This is a genomic window from Saccharopolyspora sp. 7B (genome assembly GCF_020177435.1).
In the GTDB taxonomy this organism is placed as follows: domain Bacteria; phylum Actinomycetota; class Actinomycetes; order Mycobacteriales; family Pseudonocardiaceae; genus Saccharopolyspora_C; species Saccharopolyspora_C gregorii.
In genome coordinates this window covers 1-22,319 of the sequence record NZ_JAIUKC010000036.1, presented here as the reverse complement: position 1 = coordinate 22,319, position 22,319 = coordinate 1, and the positions used below count along the sequence as shown (strand labels likewise).

The following is a 22,319-nucleotide window of genomic DNA, read 5'->3' as shown; positions in this document are numbered from 1 at the left end:
GCCCCCGACCGAGTCCGGCGGCGCGCCGGGACCGCACTACCTCCCGCCGCAGCTGCCGCCCCCGCCGCAATCCGACGGGCAGCAGTGGTCCCGCCAGCAGTGGAACGCGCCCCGCCCGGACGAGCAGCAGTGGGGCGGACCGCAGTGGACGGGACAGCAGTGGAACGGGCAGCAGTGGAACGGGGCCCCGCCCTGGCATCGTCCCGGCGGTCACCCGCCCGCGCCGCCACCTCCGCCGCGCAAGTCCCCGTGGGCGCTGGTGCTGGCCCTGGTGATCACCGCGTTGTTCCTCGTCGGCGTGGGCACGATCAGCGTGACCGCGCTCACCAAGCGCGACACCGCCGCCGACTACCCCGGCCCGGTGCACGAGACCGGGGACGGCTCGGCGAACGCGACGACCTCCGCGGCGCCGACCTCCGAGGCGACCAGCTCGGCCCCCACCAGCTCCACCGAGCCGAGCACGTCGGCCTCCGTCGACTCGACCCCGGCCCGCTCCGTCGCGACCCTCGGCGACAACCCGATCAACATCAACGGCAACGGCGCGGTGAACACCCCCTGCCCGCTGCCGCGGTTCGCCACCGACACGGCTTCGCAGTCGGCGTTCTACGAGGCGGCGCTGCCCTGCCTGATGGAGATGTGGACCCCGGCGCTGGAGGAGGCGAACCTGCCGGTGCGGATGCCGGACGTGGTCACCACCGACAGCACCGTCACCAGCCCCTGCGGCACCCGCACCTGGGACCAGACCGCGATGTACTGCCCGGGCAACAACACGATCTACATGACGGCCCGCTACTACGCCGACAAGGAGGGCCGCACCGAGCCGGGCGTGTTCCTCGGCCAGTTCGCGCACGAGTTCGGGCACGCGGTGCAGAGCATGAGCGGCATCAACGAGGCCTACACCCAGGCCACGTACGAGGCGAACGGCACCAGCCCGGCGGGCTTGGAGCTGACGCGGCGCTCCGAGCTGCAGGCCACCTGCTTCGGCGGCATGGCGCTGGCGTCGTTCCAGAACGGCGGGATGGACAACGACATCATCTTCGCGGCGCTGGCGGACGCCCGCGGCCGCGGCGACGAGTACAACCCGCAGCCCGACCACGGCAGCGTCGCCACCAACACCGCCTGGGTGGACCAGGGCTTCTACAAGAACCGCGTCACCGAGTGCAACACCTGGCTGGCCGACCCGGACCAGGTGGACTGACGTCCGCCCAAAACGCGCGCTGCTCAACTCTTCTTGCGCAGCGCTGGGGTGGCGGAACCTCAGCGGTCCCCTCGCTGCGGGATCGATTTCCCAAGTGGCTCCGCCACGAGGGAAATCGCTGTCCTCGCGAGAGGACCGCTGAGAACCCGCGGGTGGTCGGCCCGGGTGCGTGGTCGGCGGCTCAGCGGCTTCGCCGCTGACAGGAAACGGACACGACCCGCCGGGCAGGTTCAGGGACAGGCGATCAGCCGAGCGCTGGACATGCATCAGAAATCGATCCCGCAGCGAGGAAGCCGCTGAGGTTCCGCCACCCGACCCGCCTCGCAACCGAAGTGGAAAGACAGGTGATCAGCCGAGGGCTCGGGGTCTGGTGATGAGGAGGGCGTAGCCACCGCCCGCGATGGCGGCGAGGGTGCCGAGCACCCAGCTGGCCCGCGCGTGCAGCCCGCCGCCGTCGGCGCCCCCGCCGGGCCGGACGGCGCTGCCGTTCGCGGGGACCTGAACCTGCATGGTCTGGCCCTTGGTGTGCCCGCAGCCGTCCAGCCGCAGCTGCCGCGTCTCGCCGTCCACCCGCACTTCGACGAGGTCGCCTTCGGATTCCTTGCCGCACGGGGTGGATTCGAGCACGGTCGCGGTCGCCTGCTGCGCACCGCCGTCGGCCGAGCCGATGTTCGGCAGCCGCCACCAGGAGAACGCCACCACGACGATCCCGAGCAGGCCGAGCGCCACCAGGATCAGCGCCACCGATGCCGAACCGCCTCGTCGCCTCACACCGCAATGTTGCCAGAACTTCGGAAAAGGCCGTCACAGCCCGGCGTTCAGCGCCGGTGACCGGGTGTCACGACTCGGCGGGGGTGACCTTCTTGACGTAGAGCAGCCGGTCGCCGTCCTCGATGGCGTCGGCTTCGGGGGCGTCCACCCGGAACAGCCGACCGTCGCGGACCACGCCGAGGACGATGTCGGGCAGGTGCCGGGGCGAGCCGCCGACCTCCTGGGCTTCGACTTCCCGCTCCGCTATGGCGAGGCCGACGTCGGGGGTGAGGAGGTCTTCGAACATCTCCACCACGGACGGCGTGGTGGTGGCCATGCCGAGCAGCCGGCCCGCGGTCTCGCTGGAGACGACGACGGAGTCGGCGCCGGATTGGCGCAGCAGGTGCACGTTCTCCGCTTCCCGCACCGCGGCGACCAGCTGGGCCTTCGGCGCGAGTTCCCGGGCGGTGAGGGTGACGAGGACGGCGGTGTCGTCGCGGGCGGGCGCGACCACGATGGCGCGCGCCCGGGTGGCTCCCGCGACGCGCAGCACGTCGGAGCGGGTGCCGGATCCGTTGACGGTGACGAGTCCCAGCGAGGACGCCGTTTCCAGCGCCGCGTGATCGGTGTCCACGACGACGATCCGCTGCGGGTCGGCGCCGTCGCCGAGCAGCGCGGTGACCGCGGAACGGCCCTTCGTCCCGTACCCGATGACGACCACGTGGTCGCGCACCTTCGTCCTCCAGTGTTGGATCTTGAACGCTTGCCGGGATCGTTCGGTGAGCACTTCGAGCGTGGTGCCGACCAGCACGATCAGGAACAGCACCCGCAGCGGGGTGATGACGAGGACGTTGACCAGCCGGGCGAGCGGGCTGACCGGGGTGATGTCCCCGTAACCGGTGGTCGACAGCGACACCGTCGCGTAGTAGACCACGTCGAGCAGGCTCAGCTCGCCGCCCGCGGTGTCCCGGTAGCCGTCGCGGCCGACGTAGACGATGGCGACGGTGGCGGCGAGCGCGAGGGTGGCGCCGATGATGCGGCGCACGATGGACCGCACCGGGCTGATCGCGGCCTCCGGCATCCGGATCACGCCGACGAGCGTGTGGTCCGGGCGGTCGGTGAGCCGCTCGGTGATCGGGAGGCGCATCCGGCCGCTGATCAGGTGGCTGGCACGGATGGGCCCGCCGCGCCTCACCACGGCGCCGCCTCGCGCCCGGTTTCGGCGTCTTCGCCCACGATTCCCCCGATTTCCGCTGGATCTGCTGCCGCCGAACATAACCCGCGGGGCAGGCGATCACCGCGAGACCTCCCGTGCGCCGCGTCACCCGGGCCATTGCCGACCGGCGGCGCATCGTGCAACGCTGCGACGCATGAGTTTCCCCCGTTCGGCGCAGCTGCTGTCCGGCGTGCTCGCCACCGCCGGCGTGCTGCACTTCGCGAAGCCGAAACCGTTCGACGGCATCGTGCCCCAGCAGCTGCCCGGATCCGCTCGCACCTGGACCTACCTGTCCGGGGTCGCGGAGCTCGGATGTGCCGCTGCGGTGGCGAATCCGCGGACGCGCCGGTGGGGCGGGCTGCTCACCGCCGGGCTGTTCGTCGCGGTGTTCCCGGCGAACGTGCAGATGGCGTGGGACTACCGGCGGAAACCGCTGCCGCAGCGGGCCATCGCCTACGGCAGGCTCCCGTTGCAACTACCGCTGATCGCCTGGGCCCTGCGAGTTCGCTCAACCGCAACGAAGTAGCCACCGGACGTAGTCCACGACGGGTCGACCGGTTTACCATCTCCCGGTGCAGCAGCTTGAGCACGCCGCCGACGCGCTCGGCTGGCAGGGTCATCTGGTTCCGCACGTCGAGGTGCTCGGAGCGCGGTTCGCGGCCGTGACCCGGATCCGGCGGGACGTGCACCTCTGGCGCCGGGAGCACGGCTGGGCCCCGGAGGACGACCCGATGTGGTTCCGGTCCTGGTCGCAGCCGTCCATGCACGACCACCTGCCGGTCGCGGCCGTCGACGTCGTCGGGATCCTGGTTCCGGTGCGCAAGGCGAAGTACGGGCCGCGGGCGTGCGGCACGTTGATGACGCTGGCGCCGTGCAGCGTGGTGCTGCCGCGCGGCCACCCGTACCGGCCGTGGCCGATGACCGAACTGGACTACTACGGCATCGGCGTGGTGGCCGACCACGGCGGGGAACCGTCCGAAGTGCTGCTGCCGCCGGAGGACCGCTCCCCCGAGTTCAGCTCCTCGCTGTTCGGCCGCTGGTTGCAGGAAGTGCTGTATTCCCTGGTGCTGCAACGGGATCCGGAGCTGGCGGAGAATCCGACGGGCTGAGCCCGCGCAGCGGCGGCCCCCAGCGGTACCGCCGCCGGTCGCTCCCCCGGTGCGGGGAGATCAAGCCAGCACGTACTCGTGCCAGTTCATCCCGTGCGGGTTCCAGCCGAGCCCGCGGCCTTCCTTCGCGGCCCGCAGCGCCTGCATGGTGTGCGGCCAGCGGCGGATCACGTTGGCGACCGCGACCGGCGTCATCAGCTCGCTGGTGCGGCGGTGGTCGCCGGGGCCGAGGAACGCGATCCCGCCCGCGGTGGACAGGATGTCGGTGAGCGGCGCCTGCCCGGACAGGGTGGTCTTCTCCACGCTGATCAGCGTGTTCGGGTGCAGGTCCGGCGGCCAGGTGCGCCGGTCCAGGTCGGCGGCGACGGGCTGGTCGCAGTTGCCGCAGCGGCACTCGAACTCGCCGGTCCAGCCGTGCTTGGCCCAGGACCACACGACGCTGCCGCCCGGTTCCAGGTCGGACAGCGCCGCCACGTGCGGCCAGGCGCCGACGACCGCGTTGAGCATGGTCCGCTTGGTGGGCCGGGATTCGCCGCCGGGGCCGGTGAACGACCAGGTGCCCGCGTCGTCGCGGCTCACCCGGACGAGCGGCACGCGCAGCGACAGCACGTCGGTGTCCACGACGACTTCCGCCTCGGGCGGGGTGTTGAGCTTCCACTCCGTGTTCTGATCCATCCCGAGCATGTTCATGCGTCCGAACGGGCTACGACAAGATCCGCCACCCGAAGGTGTGGATCTCACCCGTGTCGTGGACGGTCTGAACCCGATCGTGCTTCACACGTCCGGCACCGAGGTGAGCAGCTCGCGCAGCCCGTCCCCGTCGAACAGGTCCGCGGGGCTGAGCGTCGTGTCGTGCCGGACGTAGTGGAACGCCGCGCGCACCCGCTCCAGCGGCACGCCGGCGAGTTCCGCCCACGCGATCCGGTAGGCGGCCAGCTGCACGGCCAGCGCGGGCACCTGGTCGTCGGCGGGGACGGCGCCGGTCTTCCAGTCGAGCACCGTCCAGCCGCCGTCGGCGTCGGCGAACACGGCGTCCATCCGGCCGCGCAGCACGACGCCTTCGACCTGGGTCTCGAACGGCACCTCCACGCGGTGCGGCACCCGGTCGGCCCAGGAACCGCGCAGGAACGCCTCCTGCAGCCCGGCGAGGTCCTCGCGCGGCGGCGCGGTCTCGTCGGCGGCGCCGGGGAGTTCGTCCACGTCGAGCAGCGCGCTGGAGGTGAACCGGTGCTCCAGCCAGGCGTGGAACGCGGTGCCGCGGCGGGCCATCGGGTTCGGCGGCATCGGCAGCGGTCTGCGCAACCGGCGCGCGAGCGCCTCCGGGTCGGCGGCGAGCTCGACGAGCCTGCTGACCGAGAGGTGCCCGGGCAGCACGACCTGCTCGCGGCGGCGGGCGGCGGCGTCGCGTTCGGCGAGCAGCACGTCGACGTCGCGGGCCCAGCTGAGCTCGTCGGGGTCGACCTCGGGGTCGTCGAAGTCCGCGGAAACCCCTGCCGCTTCGGGGAGTTCGGGCTCGGCCGGGACGTCCGGTGCGGCGGGCTCGGCGGGGGTTCCGGGCGCCTCGGGAGGTGCCGGCTCGTCGAGGAAGTCGGGTTCCGGCGGTGGTTCGGGATCGTCCGGCGGCTCCAGGTCGTCCGGTGGTTCAGGCGCGTCCGGCGGCTCCAGGTCGTCCGGCGGTTCAGACGCGTCGAGGAACTCGGGCTCTTCGGGGAAGTCCGGTTCTTCGGGGAAGCCGGGCTCCTCCGGGAAGCCGGGCTCCTCGGGGATCGGTTCCTCGACGAGCCGGCCCGCCACCACCGACCGGCCCGCCACCACCGACCGGGACGCCCCGGCCGGGACGCTCCGGTCCGCCGTGGGCTCCGGCGCGGCCATCGCGGCCCGCACCAGGTCCGCCCCCGCCGCGACCGCGCTGCGCCGCTCCCCCAGCGGGTCCGCGGGCCAGGACATCGACAGCAGCGCGTCGGCGAGCGGGTTCTCCGCGTCCTCGCCGGGTTCGTCCGCCCACCGCTGGATCTCGCCCGCGCCGGTGCCGCGCAGCACGTCGGCCAGTTCGGTGAGGAACGGCGACGGCCCCTTCGGCTTCTTGCCGCCTTCCTGCCACCAGTGCCCGGACAGCAGCAGCACGCGTTCGGATCGGGTCAGCGCCACGTACAGCAGCCGCCGCTCCTCGGTGAGCCGCCGGTCCTCGAACTCGCCGTCGTGCCGCTTGAGCTCGTCGGCGATCTCCTTGCGGTCCATCCCGCCCAGCCGGTCCAGGTCCAGGTCGGGCAGGTCCTGCGCGTCACCCCGCATCGTCGCGGGCAGCTGGGTGACGGAGGTCAGCCACGAACCGGAGTGCCTGCGGCCGGGGAACACCTGCTGCACCAGGTGCGGGACCGCGACCACCTCCCACTCCAGGCCCTTCGCGGCGTGCGCGGTGAGCACCTGCACCCGGTCCTCGGCGACCTCCACCTCTCCGGGTTCGAGCCCGTCCTCGGCCCGTTCGGCGGCGGTGAGGTAGTCGAGCAGCGAGGACAGCGGGGCGGACGGGCTGGCGGTGGCGAAGTCGGTGACGACGTCGGCGAACGCGTCCAGGTGGATGCGACCGGCGCCGACGGGGCGGGCGAGGCTCTCGATGTCCAGCAGCAGGGTGCGTTCGACGTCGGCGACGAGTTCCGGCAGCGGCTGGTCCAGCCTGCGCCGCAGCGCGGCAAGTTCCTTGCCGAGCCGCCGGATCCGCTCGTACCCGGCGGCCGAGTAGCCCTCCGGCGCGCCGGGGTCGTCGAGCGCGTCGACCAGCCCGGCCTGTTCGGCGTGCTCGCCGGGCAGCTGGTCGGCGACCTCCTCGCCGCCCTCGGCCGCGCCCGCGCCGAGCCGCCGGGCCCGGTCCCACAGCGCGGCCACGTCGGCGGCGCCGAGGCGCCAGCGCGAACCGGTGAGCAACCGCATCGCCGCCGACCCGGCCAGCGGTTCCACGAGCACGCGCAGCGCGCTCACCAGGTCCCGCACCTCCGGTTCGTCGAGCAGCCCGCCGAGCCCCACGACCTCCACCGGCAGCCCTCGTTCGCGCAGCGCACCGGCGATCCCGGCCATGTCGGAGCGCCGCCGCACCAGCACGGCCGCGGTCGGCGGGGCGCCCGTCTCGTCGAGCGCCGCGCGCCACTGCTCGGCGATCCGGTCGGCCACCCAGTCCCGTTCGGTGCGCACGTCCTCGACCAGCACGGCGCGGATGTCGCCCGCCCCGGCGCCGTCGCGGGCGCGCAGCTCGTCGACCTCCAGCCCGGCGGCGCGCAGCGGCTCGGAGGCCGCGTTGGCGAGGCTGAGCACTTCCGGCGGGTTCCGGAAGCTGGTCAGCAGCCCGTAGCGGCGGGCGGGCACCGGGGTGCCGTCCTCGGCGCGCGGGAAGTCGGTGGTGAACCGGGGCAGGTTCGCGGCGCTCGCACCGCGCCAGCCGTAGATGGCCTGCGCCGGGTCGCCGACAGCGGTGACCGGCAGCGGATCGGTGCCGGGCGCGGCGCCGCCGAACAGGGCGCGCAGCAGCACGCGCTGGGCGTGGCCGGTGTCCTGGTACTCGTCGAGCAGCACCGCGCCGTAGCGCTCCCGCTCACCCGCCACCACCTCGGGGTGCTCGGTGGCGAGCAGCGCGGCCAGCGACATCTGGTCGGCGAAGTCCATCGCCGCTTCGCGCCGCTTCTGCTGCTGGTAGGCCTCCAGCAGCGGCAGCAGCGCGGCCCGCAACCGCTGCGCCGCGATGATCTTCGTGAGCTCCTGCGGGAGTTCGGCCCGCTGCCGCTTCGCCCGCGGCGCGTCCTCGATGAGGCGGCTGAGCCGTTCGGCGTGCTCCCGCAGGTGTTCCGGGCGCACCAGGTGCTCGGCGAGCTCACCGGCCAGCGACAGCAGGTAGCTCGTGACGGTGGACGGCACCTTCTCGGTGTCCAGGTCCTCGGTCCAGGTGGACACGACCCGGTGCGCGAGCTGCCAGGACGCGGTCCCGGTGAGCAGCCGCGCGCCCGGCTCCACCGGGATCCGCAGCCCGTGCTCGCCGACGAGCCTGCCCGCGTAGGCGTGGTAGGTCAGCACGGTCGGTTCCTCGGCGAGGACCTGGGTGCGCAGCGCCCCGCTCGGGTCCACCTCGTCGAGCAGGCCCGATCCGGCGAGCCGCCGCAGCCGCGCCCGCACCCGGTCGGCGAGCTGGCGGGCGGCCTTGCGGGTGAAGGTGAGGCCGAGCACGTGCTCCGGGGTGACGAGCCGGTTCGCGACCAGCCACACCACGCGGGCGGCCATCGTCTCGGTCTTGCCCGCGCCCGCGCCCGCGACGACGAGCGCCGGTTCGGCGGGTGCGGCGATCACCGCGGCCTGCTCGGGCGTCGGCGGGTGCAGCCCGAGCCCTTGGGCGATGCGGTGCGGGCTGAGCAGTTCCGACACGCCCCGATCCCCTTCCACGCTCACGTCACCGGTTCCCCGCCGGTTCTAGCACTCACCACCGTCGCCGCAGCTGAGCGCCCCGCCGGCGGCGCCGTCCGGGCGGGGCATCCGATCTTGCGGGGAGCTTGCGGTCGGCCCGCGCGGGACGACCGGCCGCACCGGCGGGCTCAGCGGCGCTTCTTGGTGGGGGACACCGGCTTCAGCTGCCGCTCGCACTCGCAGTTGCTGTCGTACACGGCCTCCGCGGTGATCGTCGGCCCGTCGTTGAGGCCGGTCACGATCGTCTCGCCGCGCTGCGATTCGGCGAGCCAGATCTCGATCTCGTCGGTGAACGCGACCTCGTCCTCGGTGAGTCCCATGGCGGCGCGCAGCGTTCCGGCGAGCCAGGCGGCGACCTCGTCGGGCGAGTGCATGACCTCGTCGGGGTCGAGCATCCGCCGTTCCGCGGCGCTCAACGCGTGCGTCAGCGCGGACCGCTCGACGTATCCGTGGTGGTGCAGGCCGTTCGAGTGCTGCGCCATGACTTCCCCTTCATTGCCGGATCCACGACCAACGTAGCGGCCCGCCGCGCCCCCTTTCGAGCTCCGGCCCGACCTGATCGCGAATCTCACCCCGCAGGCGGGGTGGCCGGCGGCGCGCCGGGGGTGTCGCGCCACCGGCCGCGGACCGGCGAGGGCTGTGCCGGGGCATCGCCGGCCCGACCCGTTCGCCCGGCCGGGACCGCGGGGGGTGCGGTCACCGACCGAGCACGGCTCGCCACCGGGTCGGGGATCACGACGACGAGCCGGGTCGGTGCTCCTACTCCGGTGACCGGCCACCATCGCGCAGGGCGAGCGCGCGAATGCAGGCCACGCACGGCATGCCGGCGGCGACGACTTCGGCGCGGTGCACGTCGATCTCCTCCCCGCAGACCGCCCGGTAGCACCACGCGGGCGTCCAGGTGGCGGTGTGCACGACGCGGCGGGTCTCGCCCACCTCGCCGGCCCGGTAGCGCACCGGAACGGGGGTGGGCGTCGGGAGCGGAGCCGTCGAATCGGTCATGCGAGGAGTGTCGGCGGAATCGCGCCGAGTCCGGGAGGCGATCGCCACCCCGCCGCGACGGGGCACGGAACGTACCTCACCGAGCGGGTCAGACCGTAAGTCCCAGTCGTCCCGCCAGCCGGCGGGCCTCGGTGCGCACCATCCCGCCGCCGGAGGTGACCAGCTCACCGGCGATGCCGCGGGCCAGCGGGTGGCAGCGCATCGACTCCTCCCCCGCCTGCACCGCCCGCTGGAGCACGTGCAGCGTCGCGGCGCGGTCCTCGCGCTGGTGGTAGGCGCGGGCCGTTTCGAGCCACAGCCGGGCGCGCCGGTCCACCGAGGGCACCGAGTCCGGGTCGACCTGCACGGCGGCGTCGATCGCGCTCGCCGAGCGGTGCAGGTCGACCTGCACGGACACCGAGGTCACCGCCGCATTGGCCCGGCCGAACAGCGTCCACGGGTGCGCGTACCGCTGCGGCAGCCGATCCGCCATCGCCTCGGCCTGGTCGAGCCTGCGCAGCGCGTCGCCTTCGCGACCGGTCCGGGCCGCGCTGATCGCGCCGTGCAGCCGGCAGGCGCCCCACAGCGCGCGAACCGAGTCGTCCGCCGAATCCAGCCGCGGTTGGAGCAGCGCGGCCGCGTCGTCCACGAGACGCACGGCGTCGTCCTCGCGACCGGTCGCTCGCCACACGTTGCCCACCACCCACGCGGCCCCGGCGAGCGCGGCCGGATCGTCGGCCAGTTCCGCCGACGTCATGCACCGGTCGGCCGCCAGCCGCAGCAGCGCCGAGTCCGCCACCCACGCGAGCAGCTGCTCGGCGAGGGCGTACGCGGCGGACAGCGCGACGTGCGCTTCGCGCCGCTGCGCGCCGTCGAGCATCCGGACCGCGGTGCGGCCGTCCCGGATGATCTGCGGCAGCACCCGACCGACCGATTTCCGCGGTGTGGGCGAGGAATGCCACAGCGCCCAGGCATCGGCGACCCGCTCCCGCAACGCGGCCGGTGCCGGGCAGGACTCCGCCGACACGGTCAGCGCGGTCTCCTCGATGGCCTCGCGCACGGCGGGAACGGCGTCGTGCGAGCAGCGCTCGGTGAAGCCGCCCAGCGGCGCGCCGCCGGTGAGCTCGGCGACGTCCCGCACGCCCAGCGCGCTCGCCAGCTCGACGAGCTTCTCCCGGCGGGGTGTGTGCAGCCGCCCCTTCTCCACCGCCTTCAACCACTCCGGTGATCGCCCGACGAGACCGGCCACGACCGGCCGGGTTTTGCCGCGCCGCTCCCGGATGATCTGGATGCGTTCGCCGATGGTCTTCCCTGCGAGTTCGTCGGCCACTGCGACCACCTCTTCGCGGTATCGAGCTGCGCGCGGCCGACCGAGCCGATCACCCGCGGGATCACCAGGCTAGCGAGCCGGAGGTGACGCAGGCCATACCGCTCGGACGTCCCGTCACTGCCCGACCTGGCGGCCTTCCGGGTGGACGGGGCAGGACGGGCGGGCCGGGCAGCGCGGGCAGTCGGAGTTCTCGGCGGCGACGTAGGCGGGACCGACGCTGGCGGCGCCCGCGTCCTGCACGACGTCCAGCCACACCCGCAGCCGTTCCTCGTCGAGCCCGTCCTGCGCGCGTTCGGTCCACCCGCCCTGCCGGGACGGCTTGGCGACGTAGAGCAGCCGGGCGCCGCCGGGTTCGGCGCGCTCGTCGTCCCCGTCGGAGTCCCCGGACTCCCCTGCGAAGGCACCGAGCGCGGCGGCCAGCTGGTACACGGCGAGCTGCGGGTGCTCCTGCGCTTCGTCCCCGCTGACCGCGGACTTGCTGGTCTTCACGTCCACCACGACGGGCCTGCCGTCGCCGTCGGCTTCGAGCCGGTCGACCCGGCCGCGCAGCCGCAGCCGCGGGCCGCCTTCGCGGCTCGGCACCTCCAGGTCCAGGTCCCGCTCCACGCCGAGCTGGGTGAGTTCGGCGCGGGAGCTCTCCAGCCAGCCGAGGAACGCGTCGAGCATGCCCTCCACCCGGCGCCGCTCGTGCCGGGAGAACCAGGGCGCCCCGGCGTCGACGTGCTGCCACGCCTCGTCGAGGGCGGTGCGGAGCTGTTCGCGGTCGGCGCCTTCGGCGGCCTTCTCCACCAGCGCGTGCACCAGGGTCCCGGTGACGGAGGCGAGTTCGGCGGCATCCTCCCCGCCGTGGCGCTGCACCATCCAGCGCAGCGGGCACTTGCTCAGTACGTCCACTGTGGACGGTGAGATGCGGACCGCTTCGCCCGGCCCGGTCAGCGGCTGCGCGGTGGAGCTCTCCGGCAGGCCGTACCAGGAATCCGGGTCGGCGCCGGGAACTCCGGCGCGGGCGAGGCGGGCGAGCTGGGTCGCCGCGCGCTCCCGGCGGCCCGGCTTGGCCTCGCCGTCGCACACCACCTTGCGCAGCTCGGCGACGAGTTCGCCCAGCACCAGCCCGCGTTCCGGGCGCAGCAGCGGGCGCTGCTCGGCGTCGGTGCTGACGCCCTCCAGCTCGTCGAGGAACCGGGACGGCTGCTCGTCCTCGCCGCGCACCGCGCTCACCAGCAGCGTCCGCCGCGCGCGGCCCGCCGCGACCAGCAGCAGCCGCCGCTCCTCGGCCAGCAGCGGCGCGGTCGCCGACACCCGCTCCTGCTCGTCGACCCCGGCCAGCAGGTCCACCAGCCGGCCGGTGTGCAGCAAGGACCCGCGCAGCCGCAGGTCCGGCCAGGTGCCCTCCTGCACGCCGGGGATCGCCACCACCTCCCACTCGCGGCCCGCCGACGCGTGCGCGGTCAGCACCGACACCGCGTCACCGGCCGGGGCGGTCGCGGCGAGGCTGCTGCCGGTGATGCGCTGCTTGCGCAGCTCCTCCACGAACCCGGCGATGTCGGAACCGGGTTTGCGGTCGGCGTACTGGGCGGCGGCGTCGAACAGCGCCACCACCGCGTCCAGGTCCCGGTCCGCCTGGGCGCCCGCGATGCCGCCGCGCTCCGAGGCGGCGACCCAGCGCCGCTCCAGGTCGCAGGCCTTCCACACCCGCCACAGCGCCTCTTCCACGCCCTTGCCGGACACTTCGGCGGCGGTCGCCAGCAGCGCGGCGACCTGCCGCGCCGGGCGGGCCGCGGCGTCCTCCAGCCCGGCGAGCCGGTCCCGGTCGTGCAGCACCTCCACCAGCAGCTCACCGCTGGAGCGCTGGCCGCCGGTGGCCTTCTGCAGCCGCAGCAGCCCGCGCCGCAACCGGCGCAGCGCCAGCGGATCGGCCCCGCCCAGCGGGGAGGTCAGCAGCTGCTCGGCGGCGTCCGGGTCCAGCGCCGCCGGGTTCGCCGCGCAGTACACCAGGGTCAGCAGCGGCCGGACCGCGGTGCGGTGCGCGAGCGGCACGTCGTCCACCGGCAGCACCAGCGGCACGCCGGCGGCGAGCAGCGCGCGGCGCAGCACCGGCAACGACTGGCCGGTGGAGCGCACGATCACCGCCATGTCCGACCACGGCACCTCGTCCAGCAGGTGCGCGCGGCGCAGCTGGTCGGCGACCCACGCGGCCTCCTGGGCCTGGGTGCCGAGCAGCCGGACCTGCACCGAGCCGCCGTCACCCTCCGGTGGGCGCAGCGCGCGCTGCGGTCCGGCGCCGGGCAGGCCGTCGATCAGCCTGCCGACGGCGGCGTGCACCGCGGGGGACATCCGGCGCCCGGTGGTGAGCACCTCGGTGCGGTCCGCCGCGGCTCCGGTGAGGCAGCCGGGGTCGGCGCCGCGGAAGGAGAACACCGCCTGGTCCGGGTCCCCGGCGAGCAGGAACTCGCGGGCGGTGCCGCCGAGCCTGCGCAGCAGCGCGAACTGCTGCGGGTCGAGGTGCTGGGCGTCGTCGACGAGCAGGTGGCGCACCCGGTCCTGCTCGGCCGCCAGCAGCTCCGGGTCGGTGTCGAAGGCCAGCAGCGCTTGGGCCACGAGTTCGGCCGCGTCCAGCTCGGCGCCGCCGTGCCCGCCACCGCGCAGCAGCGTCACCTGCTCGTACTGCACGCCGAACCGGCCGGCCGCCACCCACTCCGGGCGGTCGTGCCGCTCCCCCAGTTCGATCAGCTCGGCGGGGCCGATGCCGCGTTCGGCGACCCGCAGCAGCAGGTCGCGCAGTTCCCCGGCGAAGCCCTCCACCGGCAGCGCGGCGCGCAGCGACTCCGGCCAGTCCCGCGCGCCGCCTTCGATGTCCCCGTCGAGCAGTTCGCGCACCAGCGCGTCCTGGTCGGGTCCGTTGAGCATCCGGGGCGGCGGGGCCCCGGTGCGCACCGCCTGCAGCCGCAGCACCGCGAACGCGTACGAGTGCACGGTGCGCACCAGCGGTTCCGGCGCGGTGCGCAGCCCGGCTCCGGCGGTGAGCCGCCGGGTGATCTGCGCGCGCATCCGGGTCGCGGCGGCACGGCCGGAGGTCAGCACCAGCACGTTCTCCGGGTCGGCGCCGCCGCGCAGGATGCGGTCGGCGGCGGCCTCGGCTACCAGCGAACTCTTGCCGGTGCCGGGCCCGCCGAGGACCCGCACGAAGCCGCCGTCACCGTCCAGCACGCGCCGGGCGGGCTCGTCCCAGCGCAGCCGCCGCTCCCCGCCGGAACGGCGCACCAGGACGGGTGCGGAGCGGCGGTGCTGCTCTCCCGGCGCGGAGCGGCGGGACGTCTCGCGCTCCCGGCCGGGGGCGCTGTTCGAGGCGGGCATGCCCCCGATGGAATCACGGGCCGCCGACACCGAAGCCGCAGGCCACGCCGTGCGATCCAGGCGAACCGCACGCGGGGCCGGGGTTCCGCGAGCCGACCCGGGGCCGCGCGGCGCGGTGCCGCCCACCGCGCGGTCGGGCAAACGGTAATTTCCCACCCTTTTCCCATTCTGCTGTGAATGCGGATCAGGAACTCCCTTGTGGACACACCAATTCGCTGGCCAGGGCCGATACAGAACAGGACAGAAAAGCGGCGCCGAGGCCCCGAAGGGCCCAGGCGAATAATTCTTTTGGTGGTACGAACCAATTTTGGGTTCTGCGAGAGTCCCGCTGTGCTGCGGACCCCGACCGCGGCCCCCAGAACACGGGAACCCCGAAGGAGGACCAGTGGGCAAGCTCCGCAAGAACGTGCTCACCCTGGCCGGTACCGGTGTCGCCGTCGCCTGCGCGGCCACCCTGTCCGCCGCGCCCGCGCTCAGCGCGAACCAGGACGTCGCGCCGAAGGCCGAGAGCCCCGTCGCGGCCTCGCCCTACCTCTACAACGGCTGGGGCAACCCGCCGTCGCCGGGCGAGGTGCAGCAGGCCAGCGGGGTCAAGGACTTCACGCTCGCCTTCATCAACGCCGACGGCACCTGCAACCCGGCCTGGGACGGCACCCGGCCGCTGGACGGCCAGGACAAGGCCACCATCGACGAGATCCGCGCCGGTGGCGGCGACGTCGTCCCCTCGATCGGCGGCTGGAGCGGCAACAAGCTCGGCGAGGTCTGCACCGACGCGCAGTCCCTGGCCGGCGCCTACCAGAAGCTGATCGACGCCTACGACCTCAAGGCCATCGACGTCGACATCGAGAGCACCGAGGTCGAGAACCCCGCCTCCCGGGACCGCGTGATCGAGGCCCTGAAGATCACGAAGGAGGCGAACCCGGGCATCAAGACCGTCGTCACCTTCGGCACCACCACCACCGGGCCGAACGAGAACGGCACGGCGATGCTGGCGAAGGCCGCCGAGATCGGCGCGGACATCGACGTGTGGACGCAGATGCCGTTCGACTTCAACGGCACCGACATGGCGCAGGACACCATCACCACCACCGAGGCGCTCAAGGAGCAGGTGGCGACGACCTTCGGCTACGACGAGGCCGCCGCCTACGCCCACGTCGGCATCTCCTCGATGAACGGCGACACCGACCAGGAGGCCGAGCACGTCGACGTGGCCGCCTTCCAGAAGATGGCGGACTACGCCAAGGAGAAGGGCCTCGGCCGCTTCACCTTCTGGTCGGTCAACCGCGACCGGCCGTGCGACGGCGGTGGCGACGCCAGCAGCTGCAGCGGCGCCGAGCAGCAGCCGTGGGAGTACTCGTCCATCGTGGCGGGCTTCGCCGGCTGATCCGGCAGCTCGCGCGGGACTGCGCCGCACGGTCCAGCACCGGCTGGGCCGTGCGGCGCCACACCGCTCCACCGTCCCCCCAGTTGATCTTGCCGTGCTATCATCGCGGCGGTTTCATGCGGGAACAGCGAAGTCGGGGGACACCGGGCCGCGCGTCCGATCGCCACGCCCCGCGAACCCGTCTCCCTCAGCACGACGTCCGCTCAGGACGGCGTCGGTGCCTCGCACGCCGCCGAGACCACCGCGACGCGCCTCGTCGCGGGCACCGGCACACACGGGTGGGACGTAGTGCAGAAGCTCGATGACTGGCGCAAGGGCCGCCGCAGCATCCGCGACCGCCTCTACGGCGTGGTCCTCATCCCCGGCATCGCGCTGCTGGTGCTGTGGACGACGATCAGCGGCGTCACCCTCTACGACGGGTTCCACCTGCGCGGCATCGCCGCCGGGGTGCGCGACGTGTCGCTGCCCGCGATGCGGGTCCTGGCCTCGGCGCAGAAGGAACGCACGCTGAGCCTGCTGTACGCGACCGCGCCGGACCAGGCCGCGCCCGGCTCGGTGCGCGACCGGCTCGACCGGCAGCGCGCCGCCACCGACGGGGCGCTGACCGCGATGCGCGAAGCCGCCGACCCGACGCTCCAGCAGGCGCCGGACGCGGTCGCCGACCGGATGCGCTCGCTCGACGGGATCATCGCCGAACTACCCGTGATCCGGGCCGAAGTGGACGGTGCGCAGACCGACCGGGCGCGGATCCACGGCTACTACAACGGGTTCGTCGACGCCGGGTCCGCGCTGTTCGAGCAGCAGGCGCGGTTGTTCCCCGACTCGACGGTCACCCAGGGCGGGCTGCGCGCGGCCGGGTTCTTCACCGCCGCCGACCGGATGTCCCGGGCCGCCTCGCTGGTCACCGACGGGCTGCGCGGCGGCACCTTCACCGCCGCCGACCACCTGGAGTTCACCCGGCTCAGCGGTGCCTACCACCTGGAACTGCGGTCCCAGGCCGACTCGGCGCCGCCGGGCGTGCGGGCCCGGTACACCGAGATCACCTCCGCCCCGCAGTTCCGGCACCTCGCCGAGCTGGAGGAGCAGCTCGTCGCGCTCGGGCCGTGGTCCGATTCGGACCCGTCCGTCGCGGGGCCGCCGTCGATCGACGTGAACGACTGGCTGATCACCAGCGACCTCGTCGCCGACGACCTCACCACGCTTGCCTCCACCCAGGCGCAGCGCACCGCCGCGGCCGGGATGGAGGCCGGGGACCGCAACCTGCTCCAGGTGGCCGTGGGCAGCGTGCTCGCGCTGCTGGTGGTGCTGGCGGCGATCCTCGTCGCGCTGCGGGTGTCCCGCGGGCTGTCCCGGCGGCTCAACGGCTTGCGCGACGACACGCTGGTGCTGGCCGACGGGCAGCTCCCGGAGATCGTGGCCCGGCTGCGCCGCGGTGAACGCGTCGACCTCGATCGCGAAGTCGCCCACCTCGACTACGGCCGCGACGAGATCGGTCAGGTCGCCGAGGCCTTCAACACCGCGCAGCGCACCGCCGTGTCCGCGGCGGTGCAGGAGGCGCAGGCCCGCGAAGGCGTGCACACCGTGTTCCTCGGCATCGCCGGGCGCAGCCAGGCGCTGGTGCACCGGCTGCTCACCACGATCGACCGGCTGGAGCGCGAGGAGCAGGACCCGGACCGGATGGCGCTGCTGTTCGGCCTGGACCACCTCGCCACCCGGGCGCGGCGCAACGCCGAGAACCTGATCATCCTGGGCGGTGGCCGGCCGGGCCGCCGCTGGTCCCGCCCCATCGAGCTCGCCGACGTGCTGCGCAGCGCCGTCGCCGAGACCAAGCACTACGCGCGGGTGCGGGTGCAGCGGCCGCCGGACCTGGCGCTGCACGGCGACGCGGTCGCCGACACCGTGCACCTGCTGGCGGAGCTGCTGGACAACGCCACCTCGTTCTCCCCGCCGGAATCCCGGGTGAACATCCACAGCCACACCGTGGCCCGCGGCGTCGTCGTCGAGGTGGAGGACCGCGGGCTCGGCCTCGCCGACGAGGACCTGGAGGCGGCGAACGCGATGCTGTCCGGGCCGCCGGAGTTCGACGCGATGGCGCTGCGCTCCGACAGCAGGCTCGGGCTGTTCGTGGTGGCGCGGCTGGCGGACCGGCACGAGATCTCGGTGGAGCTGCGCACCTCCGCCTACGGCGGGACGCGGGCGGTCGTGCTGCTGCCGTCGAAGCTCATCGTGGAACCGGTCGAGCCGGACCCGGCGGAGGCGCACACCTCGCAGCTCCCGCGGATCCGCGCGGAGGAAGCGGCGACCGCCGGGGCGATCGAGCTCGCGGACACCGGCTTCGAGACGGCGCTGCCCGCGGACGCCTGGCCCGCGGACGCCGAGACCGCGCGCACCAGCGTCGCGAACACCGCGGACGCGCGGTCGGACGAGGTCTCCGGACCGGATTCCGGCGCGGCCGCGGCGGAATCCACCGGCAGCGCGGCGGACGCCGACCCCGTCGGCACGACCACCGCCGACGCCGAGAGCACCGATCCGGCGTTCCCGACGGCAGAACACCCCGATGCCGGCCCGGCCGCCGACGACCGCGCCGCCGACGAATCCGGGCCCGAGGACTCGACCGCGGCGGAGGCGGCGGCCCCGGACCCGGAGGACGTCGATCCGGCCACCGCGAACCCCGCCCCCGGCTCCCGGGACGGCGAAGACGCTCCCGCCGCGGGAGGAACCCCGGCGGCCGCGGACTCCGACGAGCATCCCTGGCCGTCCGACGCGGAGGATCCGGACCTAGCGGGCACCCGCGCCGACGACTCCGCGACGCTGGAACGAACGCCACCCGAGAGGTCAACCGAAGTCACCGCTTCGGGCGACGACTCCCCGCCGGAGCGCGGCTACCGTGCGGACGGAGGGGAACCGATCGAGCCCGGGCAACACGCCGAACCGGCGTTCGACGCGGCATGGCCGACCGAGGAACCCGCCGGCGACGCGGATCCGGTCACCTGGCCGGAAGACCCGGATCCGGCGATCACCGATCCCACCGGGCATCGGTCGATCACCGGCCCCGCGCCCTCCGGCGCCACCGACGCGGACCAGGCCACGACCGACGACACTGGAGCGGACGGCGCCGCGGAACCGGGCGCTCCACCGGTCCCGCTGCCGCGCCGCCGCAAGAAGGCCAGCCTCGCCCCCGAGCTGGCCCGCGAACGACCCGAAGAGGAGGACGCGTCGACAGCGGGATCCCGCTCCGCCGCGGAGATCAGGTCCCTGATGTCGGCGATCCAGCGCGGCACCGACCGCGGCCGCAAGACCGACCCGGACTCGGGCACGACCGATGAGTGAGGGATGCGCAGTGCAGGACATGAGCACCACGACCGACTTCGAGCTGGGCCGGTTGCTGGGTGATCTGGTCGGCCGAGTCGCGGGGGCCCGCCACGCCGTCGTGCTCTCCACCGACGGCTTGGTGGTCGAGCACTCGCCGGAACTGTCCGCTGTGGACGCCGAGGCGCTGGCGGCGACGGCGTCCGCGCTGCACGGGCTGGCGCGCGGCACCGGTCGCCGGTTCGGCGGCGGCTGCATCCGGCAGACCGTGGTGGAGATGGATCACGCGTTCCTGTTCGTCACCGCCGCCGACAACGGTTCCTGCCTCGCGCTGCTGGGCGAGGAGCACGCCGACGTGGGCCTCATCGCCTACGAGATCAACCTGTTCGTCCAGCGGGCGGGCCGGGCCATCGAGTCCGCACCCCGCTCCCGGCTGACGCCGACGGCGACGTGACCTCGCGGCGGACGGGCGGGGACGGGTGGCGCGACAGCGCCGCCGGCCCGCTCGTGCGCCCGTACGCGATGACCCGCGGCCGCACCCGCGCGGCCGCCGCCGAGCTGGACCGCGGCACCCTCGTCGTCGCGGTCCCGGAACCGGACGACGCGGCCGAGTGGGACGCCGACCGGGAGCGGATCCTGCTGCTGTGCGCGCGGCCGAGGTCGATCGCCGACCTGGCCGCGGCGCTGGAGATCCCGGTGGTGGTGGCGAAGGTCCTGGTCTCGGACCTGCTCGACGAGGGTGCGCTGAGCGTTCCGCTGACCCCGCAGCGCCCACCGGACCACGACCTGCTGCAGGCCGTGCTCGATGGCATTCGCCGCTTGTAATAGCGGCTGCTCCCCGGCGCCGGCCCGCCGCTCCGATCACCTGGTCCTGCCGGGCCCGTTGCTCTGCGAGACTGCCCGGGTGGACGAGGAAACCTTGGAACGGGTGCGGGCCGTGGTCGTCTCCATCCCCGCCGGATCGGTGCTCGGCTACGGCGACGTCGCGGAGCTGGCCGGTCTGCGCTCCGCGCGGCTGGTCGGCCGGATCCTCGCCGAGGACGGTGCCGACATCCCCTGGCACCGGGTGCTGCGCTCCGACGGCAGGACCGCCGAGCACCTCCGCAGGCGCCAGCTGGAGCTGCTGCGGGCGGAGGGCGTGCTCGCCGACGGCCCGCGCGTCAACATGCGCCGCTACCGCTGGTCCGGCCCGGCCTGATCGTCCCCGCCGCCGGGACCGAGCGCCGCGGGATCAGCCGTCCCGGTGGACCGGCCGCCGCAGTAGTCGGGCCGTCGCAGCGCCGACCGCCCCGTGGACCGACCGCCGCAGTGGATCGGCCGCAGGGTCAACCGCCGAGGTGGATCGAGCGCCGCGGGATCAGCCGTCGCCGCGGGCGAAGCGGGGTGCCTCGTCCGCGATCAGGCGGACCAGGGCCGCGGTCCGGGCGCGCTCCGGCAGCACGTGCGGCAGGTCTTCGCGGGCGATCGGGGCCGCCGTGACCGGGCCGACGCAGGCGATGAGCACGTTCGTCCGCAGCGCCGCCAGCAGCGCCTCGCCGCGGCCGGTCCGCCGCGCCCGCGCCAGGAAGTTCGTCGCGGCGGGCGCGCTCGTCAGCGGCAGCACCCGCACCTCGCCGTCGATCACCGCGTCGATCAGCGCGTCCAGCGGCCCGAGGTCGACCGGGTCGGTCCAGCGGTACACCACGATCGGCAGCACCTCGGCGCCCGCCGCGCGCAGCCGCTCCCGGAAGTCGGTCATCGGATCGCCGTGCAGCTGCACCACGACCCGCGCCCCGGCCACGCCCTGCGCGAGCAGCCGGTCGAGCACGTCGGCGACCTCCTCGGTCGGCGCCGTGTAGCTCTCGCGCAGCCCGGCGCCGCGGATCGCGCCGCGCGCCTTCGCGCCCCGCGCCAGCAGTTCCGCCGAGCCGAGGTGCGCCAGCAGCCGCTCCCCCGCGCCGCGCGCCCGAGCCGACTCGATCCAGCCGCCGAACCCGCTGCCGGTCACCGCGACCACGTGCTGCACCGGCCGGGCCAGCACCGCTTCGGTCGCCGCGGTCAGCTCGGCGTCGTCGCCGACCGGGACGGTGTGCATCGCCGCGCCGTAGCGCACCCGGGCGCCGCGGCGGGCCAGCAGCGCGCCCAGCTCCGCCGCCTTGCGCTCGGCGGTGATGCCCGCGGTGAACCCGCGCAGCGGTTCGGTGTCCTCGACGTCCTCTGCCACCGCACCATCGTCACACCCGCGCGGGCGGGCGCGCCGGGGCGGGTCAGAGCACTTCGAGCACCATCTGCGACGCGTGCTCCAGCCCGCCCAGCGAGGCCGTGGTGGACCGCGGGTGCAGCGCGTGCACCGCGAGCCGGAACAGCAGCGCGCGCAGCAGCGCCTGCGGCCAGTCCGTCAGGTGCGACCAGCGCTCCACGATCGCCGCGTCCGAGCCGCCCCAGGACAGCGCGTCGATCACCGCGACCGCCGCCGCCCACTCCGCGGGCCGCCAGAACGGGGAGAAGTCGATGATGCCGGGCGGGGCGTTGCCCGCGAACAGCACGTTGCCGAACAGGTCGCCGTGCACCACCTGCGGGCGCAGCTGGGTGCGGCGCCGCGATCCGGCGAGCACGTCGTAGAGCCGGCCGCCCTTGTCCAGCGGCAGCGGGTAGTCCTCCTCGCCCCACGACATCCGGTCCGCGAGCGCGTAGATGTCCTGCCGCGCGTCGAGGAACCGGGGCCGGGTGAGCACGCTGCTCGCCGCGTGCAGCCGCAGCGACATGGCGACGACCTCGTCGTGCCGCGGTTCCGGCCGTCCGGTGATGTCGCGGCTCGCGGACCAGCCGGAGACCACCCAGCGGCCGTCGGTGGAGCGGACCGGTCTGCCGACCCGCACCTCGTCCGGTTCCAGCAGGTCCAGGGTCTGCGCCACCCAGGCGGCTTCGGCGGTGTTCGCGGCCGGTTTGAGCACGACCTCGCCGCAACGCCAGGCGACGCCGCCGTTGAGCAGTTCGGCGTCCTCCCCGCGCGCACCGAACGCCGCTCGTACGTGCGACGGGGGCGGCTCCGGAGTTCCAGTCACGGCGCAGACGCTACATCGGAGATCCCCGAATGGGGGTCAGGCGCTCCGCAGATCATGGTCCGGGGGAAATCGTGAACCGGGCGGCGGCGCGGCCCGACGACGACCGGCCCCCGCCCCCCCGGGGGGGGGGGGGCGGGGCGGGACCCCCCGCGCGGGGCGGGGATTGGGGCGGGTTTGGGGCCGGGGGGGGGCGCCCCCCCC

Annotated in this window: 18 protein-coding genes; 8 read left to right on the top strand and 10 right to left on the bottom strand. The window is 74.3% G+C overall.

All coding sequences use genetic code 11. The features are described from left to right. Nucleotides 1-1,198, top strand: a 1,198-nt coding sequence (locus tag LCD33_RS07645; protein WP_308011239.1) for a neutral zinc metallopeptidase, incomplete at its 5' end; no start/stop codon positions are given. Between the two features lie 348 nt (nt 1,199-1,546). On the opposite strand, the gene LCD33_RS07640 is transcribed toward LCD33_RS07645, so the two are convergent. Together LCD33_RS07640 and LCD33_RS07635 are read right to left on the bottom strand one after the other, a co-directional pair. Beyond that, nucleotides 1,547-1,969 carry a hypothetical protein gene (locus LCD33_RS07640; protein ID WP_224977651.1) on the bottom strand — a complete coding sequence of 141 codons (423 nt, stop codon included), beginning with the start codon at nt 1,967-1,969 and terminating at the stop codon, nt 1,547-1,549. A 67-nt stretch (nt 1,970-2,036) separates the two neighbouring features. Further along, on the bottom strand, nt 2,037-3,095 hold the full coding sequence (locus LCD33_RS07635) for a TrkA family potassium uptake protein (protein ID WP_224955989.1): 1,059 nt from the start codon (nt 3,093-3,095) through the stop codon (nt 2,037-2,039). Nucleotides 3,096-3,318: 223 nt separating this feature from the next. On the opposite strand from LCD33_RS07635, the gene LCD33_RS07630 reads away from it, so the two are divergent. Next, entirely contained in the window at nt 3,319-3,690 is a 372-nt protein-coding gene (locus LCD33_RS07630; protein WP_224955990.1) for a MauE/DoxX family redox-associated membrane protein, read from the top strand. 46 nt (nt 3,691-3,736) lie between these two features. After that, nucleotides 3,737-4,273, top strand: coding sequence for a hypothetical protein (locus LCD33_RS07625; RefSeq protein WP_224955991.1), 537 nt, complete (start codon nt 3,737-3,739; stop codon nt 4,271-4,273). Nucleotides 4,274-4,333: 60 nt separating this feature from the next. Here the strand turns inward: LCD33_RS07625 and LCD33_RS07620 are convergent, their stop codons facing one another. From LCD33_RS07620 to LCD33_RS07595, 6 genes are all read right to left on the bottom strand, one after another. Next, nucleotides 4,334-4,948, bottom strand: coding sequence for a hypothetical protein (locus LCD33_RS07620; RefSeq protein ID WP_224955992.1), 615 nt, complete (start codon nt 4,946-4,948; stop codon nt 4,334-4,336). Between the two features lie 99 nt (nt 4,949-5,047). Further along, the gene (locus LCD33_RS07615) at nt 5,048-8,677 is read right to left on the bottom strand and encodes an ATP-dependent helicase (protein ID WP_374201724.1); all 3,630 of its coding nucleotides are present in this window, start codon (nt 8,675-8,677) and stop codon (nt 5,048-5,050) included. 167 nt (nt 8,678-8,844) lie between these two features. Next, the gene (locus LCD33_RS07610) at nt 8,845-9,198 is read right to left on the bottom strand and encodes a hypothetical protein (RefSeq protein WP_224955993.1); all 354 of its coding nucleotides are present in this window, start codon (nt 9,196-9,198) and stop codon (nt 8,845-8,847) included. Between the two features lie 277 nt (nt 9,199-9,475). Then, nucleotides 9,476-9,718, bottom strand: a complete 243-nt coding sequence (locus LCD33_RS07605) for a hypothetical protein (protein WP_224966102.1) — start codon at nt 9,716-9,718, stop codon at nt 9,476-9,478. Between the two features lie 88 nt (nt 9,719-9,806). Continuing rightward, the gene (locus tag LCD33_RS07600) at nt 9,807-11,027 is read right to left on the bottom strand and encodes a helix-turn-helix domain-containing protein (protein WP_224966101.1); all 1,221 of its coding nucleotides are present in this window, start codon (nt 11,025-11,027) and stop codon (nt 9,807-9,809) included. Nucleotides 11,028-11,141: 114 nt separating this feature from the next. After that, a complete protein-coding gene (locus LCD33_RS07595; RefSeq protein WP_224977650.1) occupies nt 11,142-14,381 on the bottom strand; it encodes an ATP-dependent DNA helicase in 3,240 nt (1,079 codons plus the stop codon). A 385-nt stretch (nt 14,382-14,766) separates the two neighbouring features. Here LCD33_RS07595 and LCD33_RS07590 point away from each other — a divergent pair, with 385 nt between their 5' ends. The 5 genes from LCD33_RS07590 to LCD33_RS07570 all read left to right on the top strand — a co-directional run bounded on the left by LCD33_RS07590 (nt 14,767) and on the right by LCD33_RS07570 (nt 20,272). Beyond that, complete coding sequence (locus LCD33_RS07590) at nt 14,767-15,765, top strand: chitinase (protein WP_224955997.1); 999 nt, start codon at nt 14,767-14,769, stop codon at nt 15,763-15,765. 288 nt (nt 15,766-16,053) lie between these two features. Beyond that, nucleotides 16,054-19,095 (top strand): nitrate- and nitrite sensing domain-containing protein, encoded by a 3,042-nt coding sequence (locus LCD33_RS07585; RefSeq protein ID WP_224966099.1) that lies wholly within the window; start codon nt 16,054-16,056, stop codon nt 19,093-19,095. A 19-nt stretch (nt 19,096-19,114) separates the two neighbouring features. Beyond that, complete coding sequence (locus LCD33_RS07580) at nt 19,115-19,528, top strand: roadblock/LC7 domain-containing protein (protein ID WP_224955999.1); 414 nt, start codon at nt 19,115-19,117, stop codon at nt 19,526-19,528. Then, on the top strand, nt 19,525-19,899 hold the full coding sequence (locus tag LCD33_RS07575; RefSeq protein WP_224956000.1) for a DUF742 domain-containing protein: 375 nt from the start codon (nt 19,525-19,527) through the stop codon (nt 19,897-19,899). Before LCD33_RS07580 ends, LCD33_RS07575 begins: the two co-directional genes overlap by 4 nt. A 79-nt stretch (nt 19,900-19,978) precedes the next feature. Continuing rightward, nucleotides 19,979-20,272 carry an MGMT family protein gene (locus LCD33_RS07570; protein ID WP_224956001.1) on the top strand — a complete coding sequence of 98 codons (294 nt, stop codon included), beginning with the start codon at nt 19,979-19,981 and terminating at the stop codon, nt 20,270-20,272. A gap of 159 nt (nt 20,273-20,431) precedes the next feature. Here LCD33_RS07570 and LCD33_RS07565 read toward each other — a convergent pair whose 3' ends face one another. Both LCD33_RS07565 and LCD33_RS07560 read right to left on the bottom strand, forming a co-directional pair. Further along, nucleotides 20,432-21,277, bottom strand: coding sequence for a uroporphyrinogen-III synthase (locus LCD33_RS07565; RefSeq protein ID WP_224956002.1), 846 nt, complete (start codon nt 21,275-21,277; stop codon nt 20,432-20,434). Nucleotides 21,278-21,320: 43 nt separating this feature from the next. Continuing rightward, nucleotides 21,321-22,118 carry a TIGR02569 family protein gene (locus tag LCD33_RS07560; RefSeq protein ID WP_224956003.1) on the bottom strand — a complete coding sequence of 266 codons (798 nt, stop codon included), beginning with the start codon at nt 22,116-22,118 and terminating at the stop codon, nt 21,321-21,323. Nucleotides 22,119-22,319 lie beyond the last annotated feature (201 nt).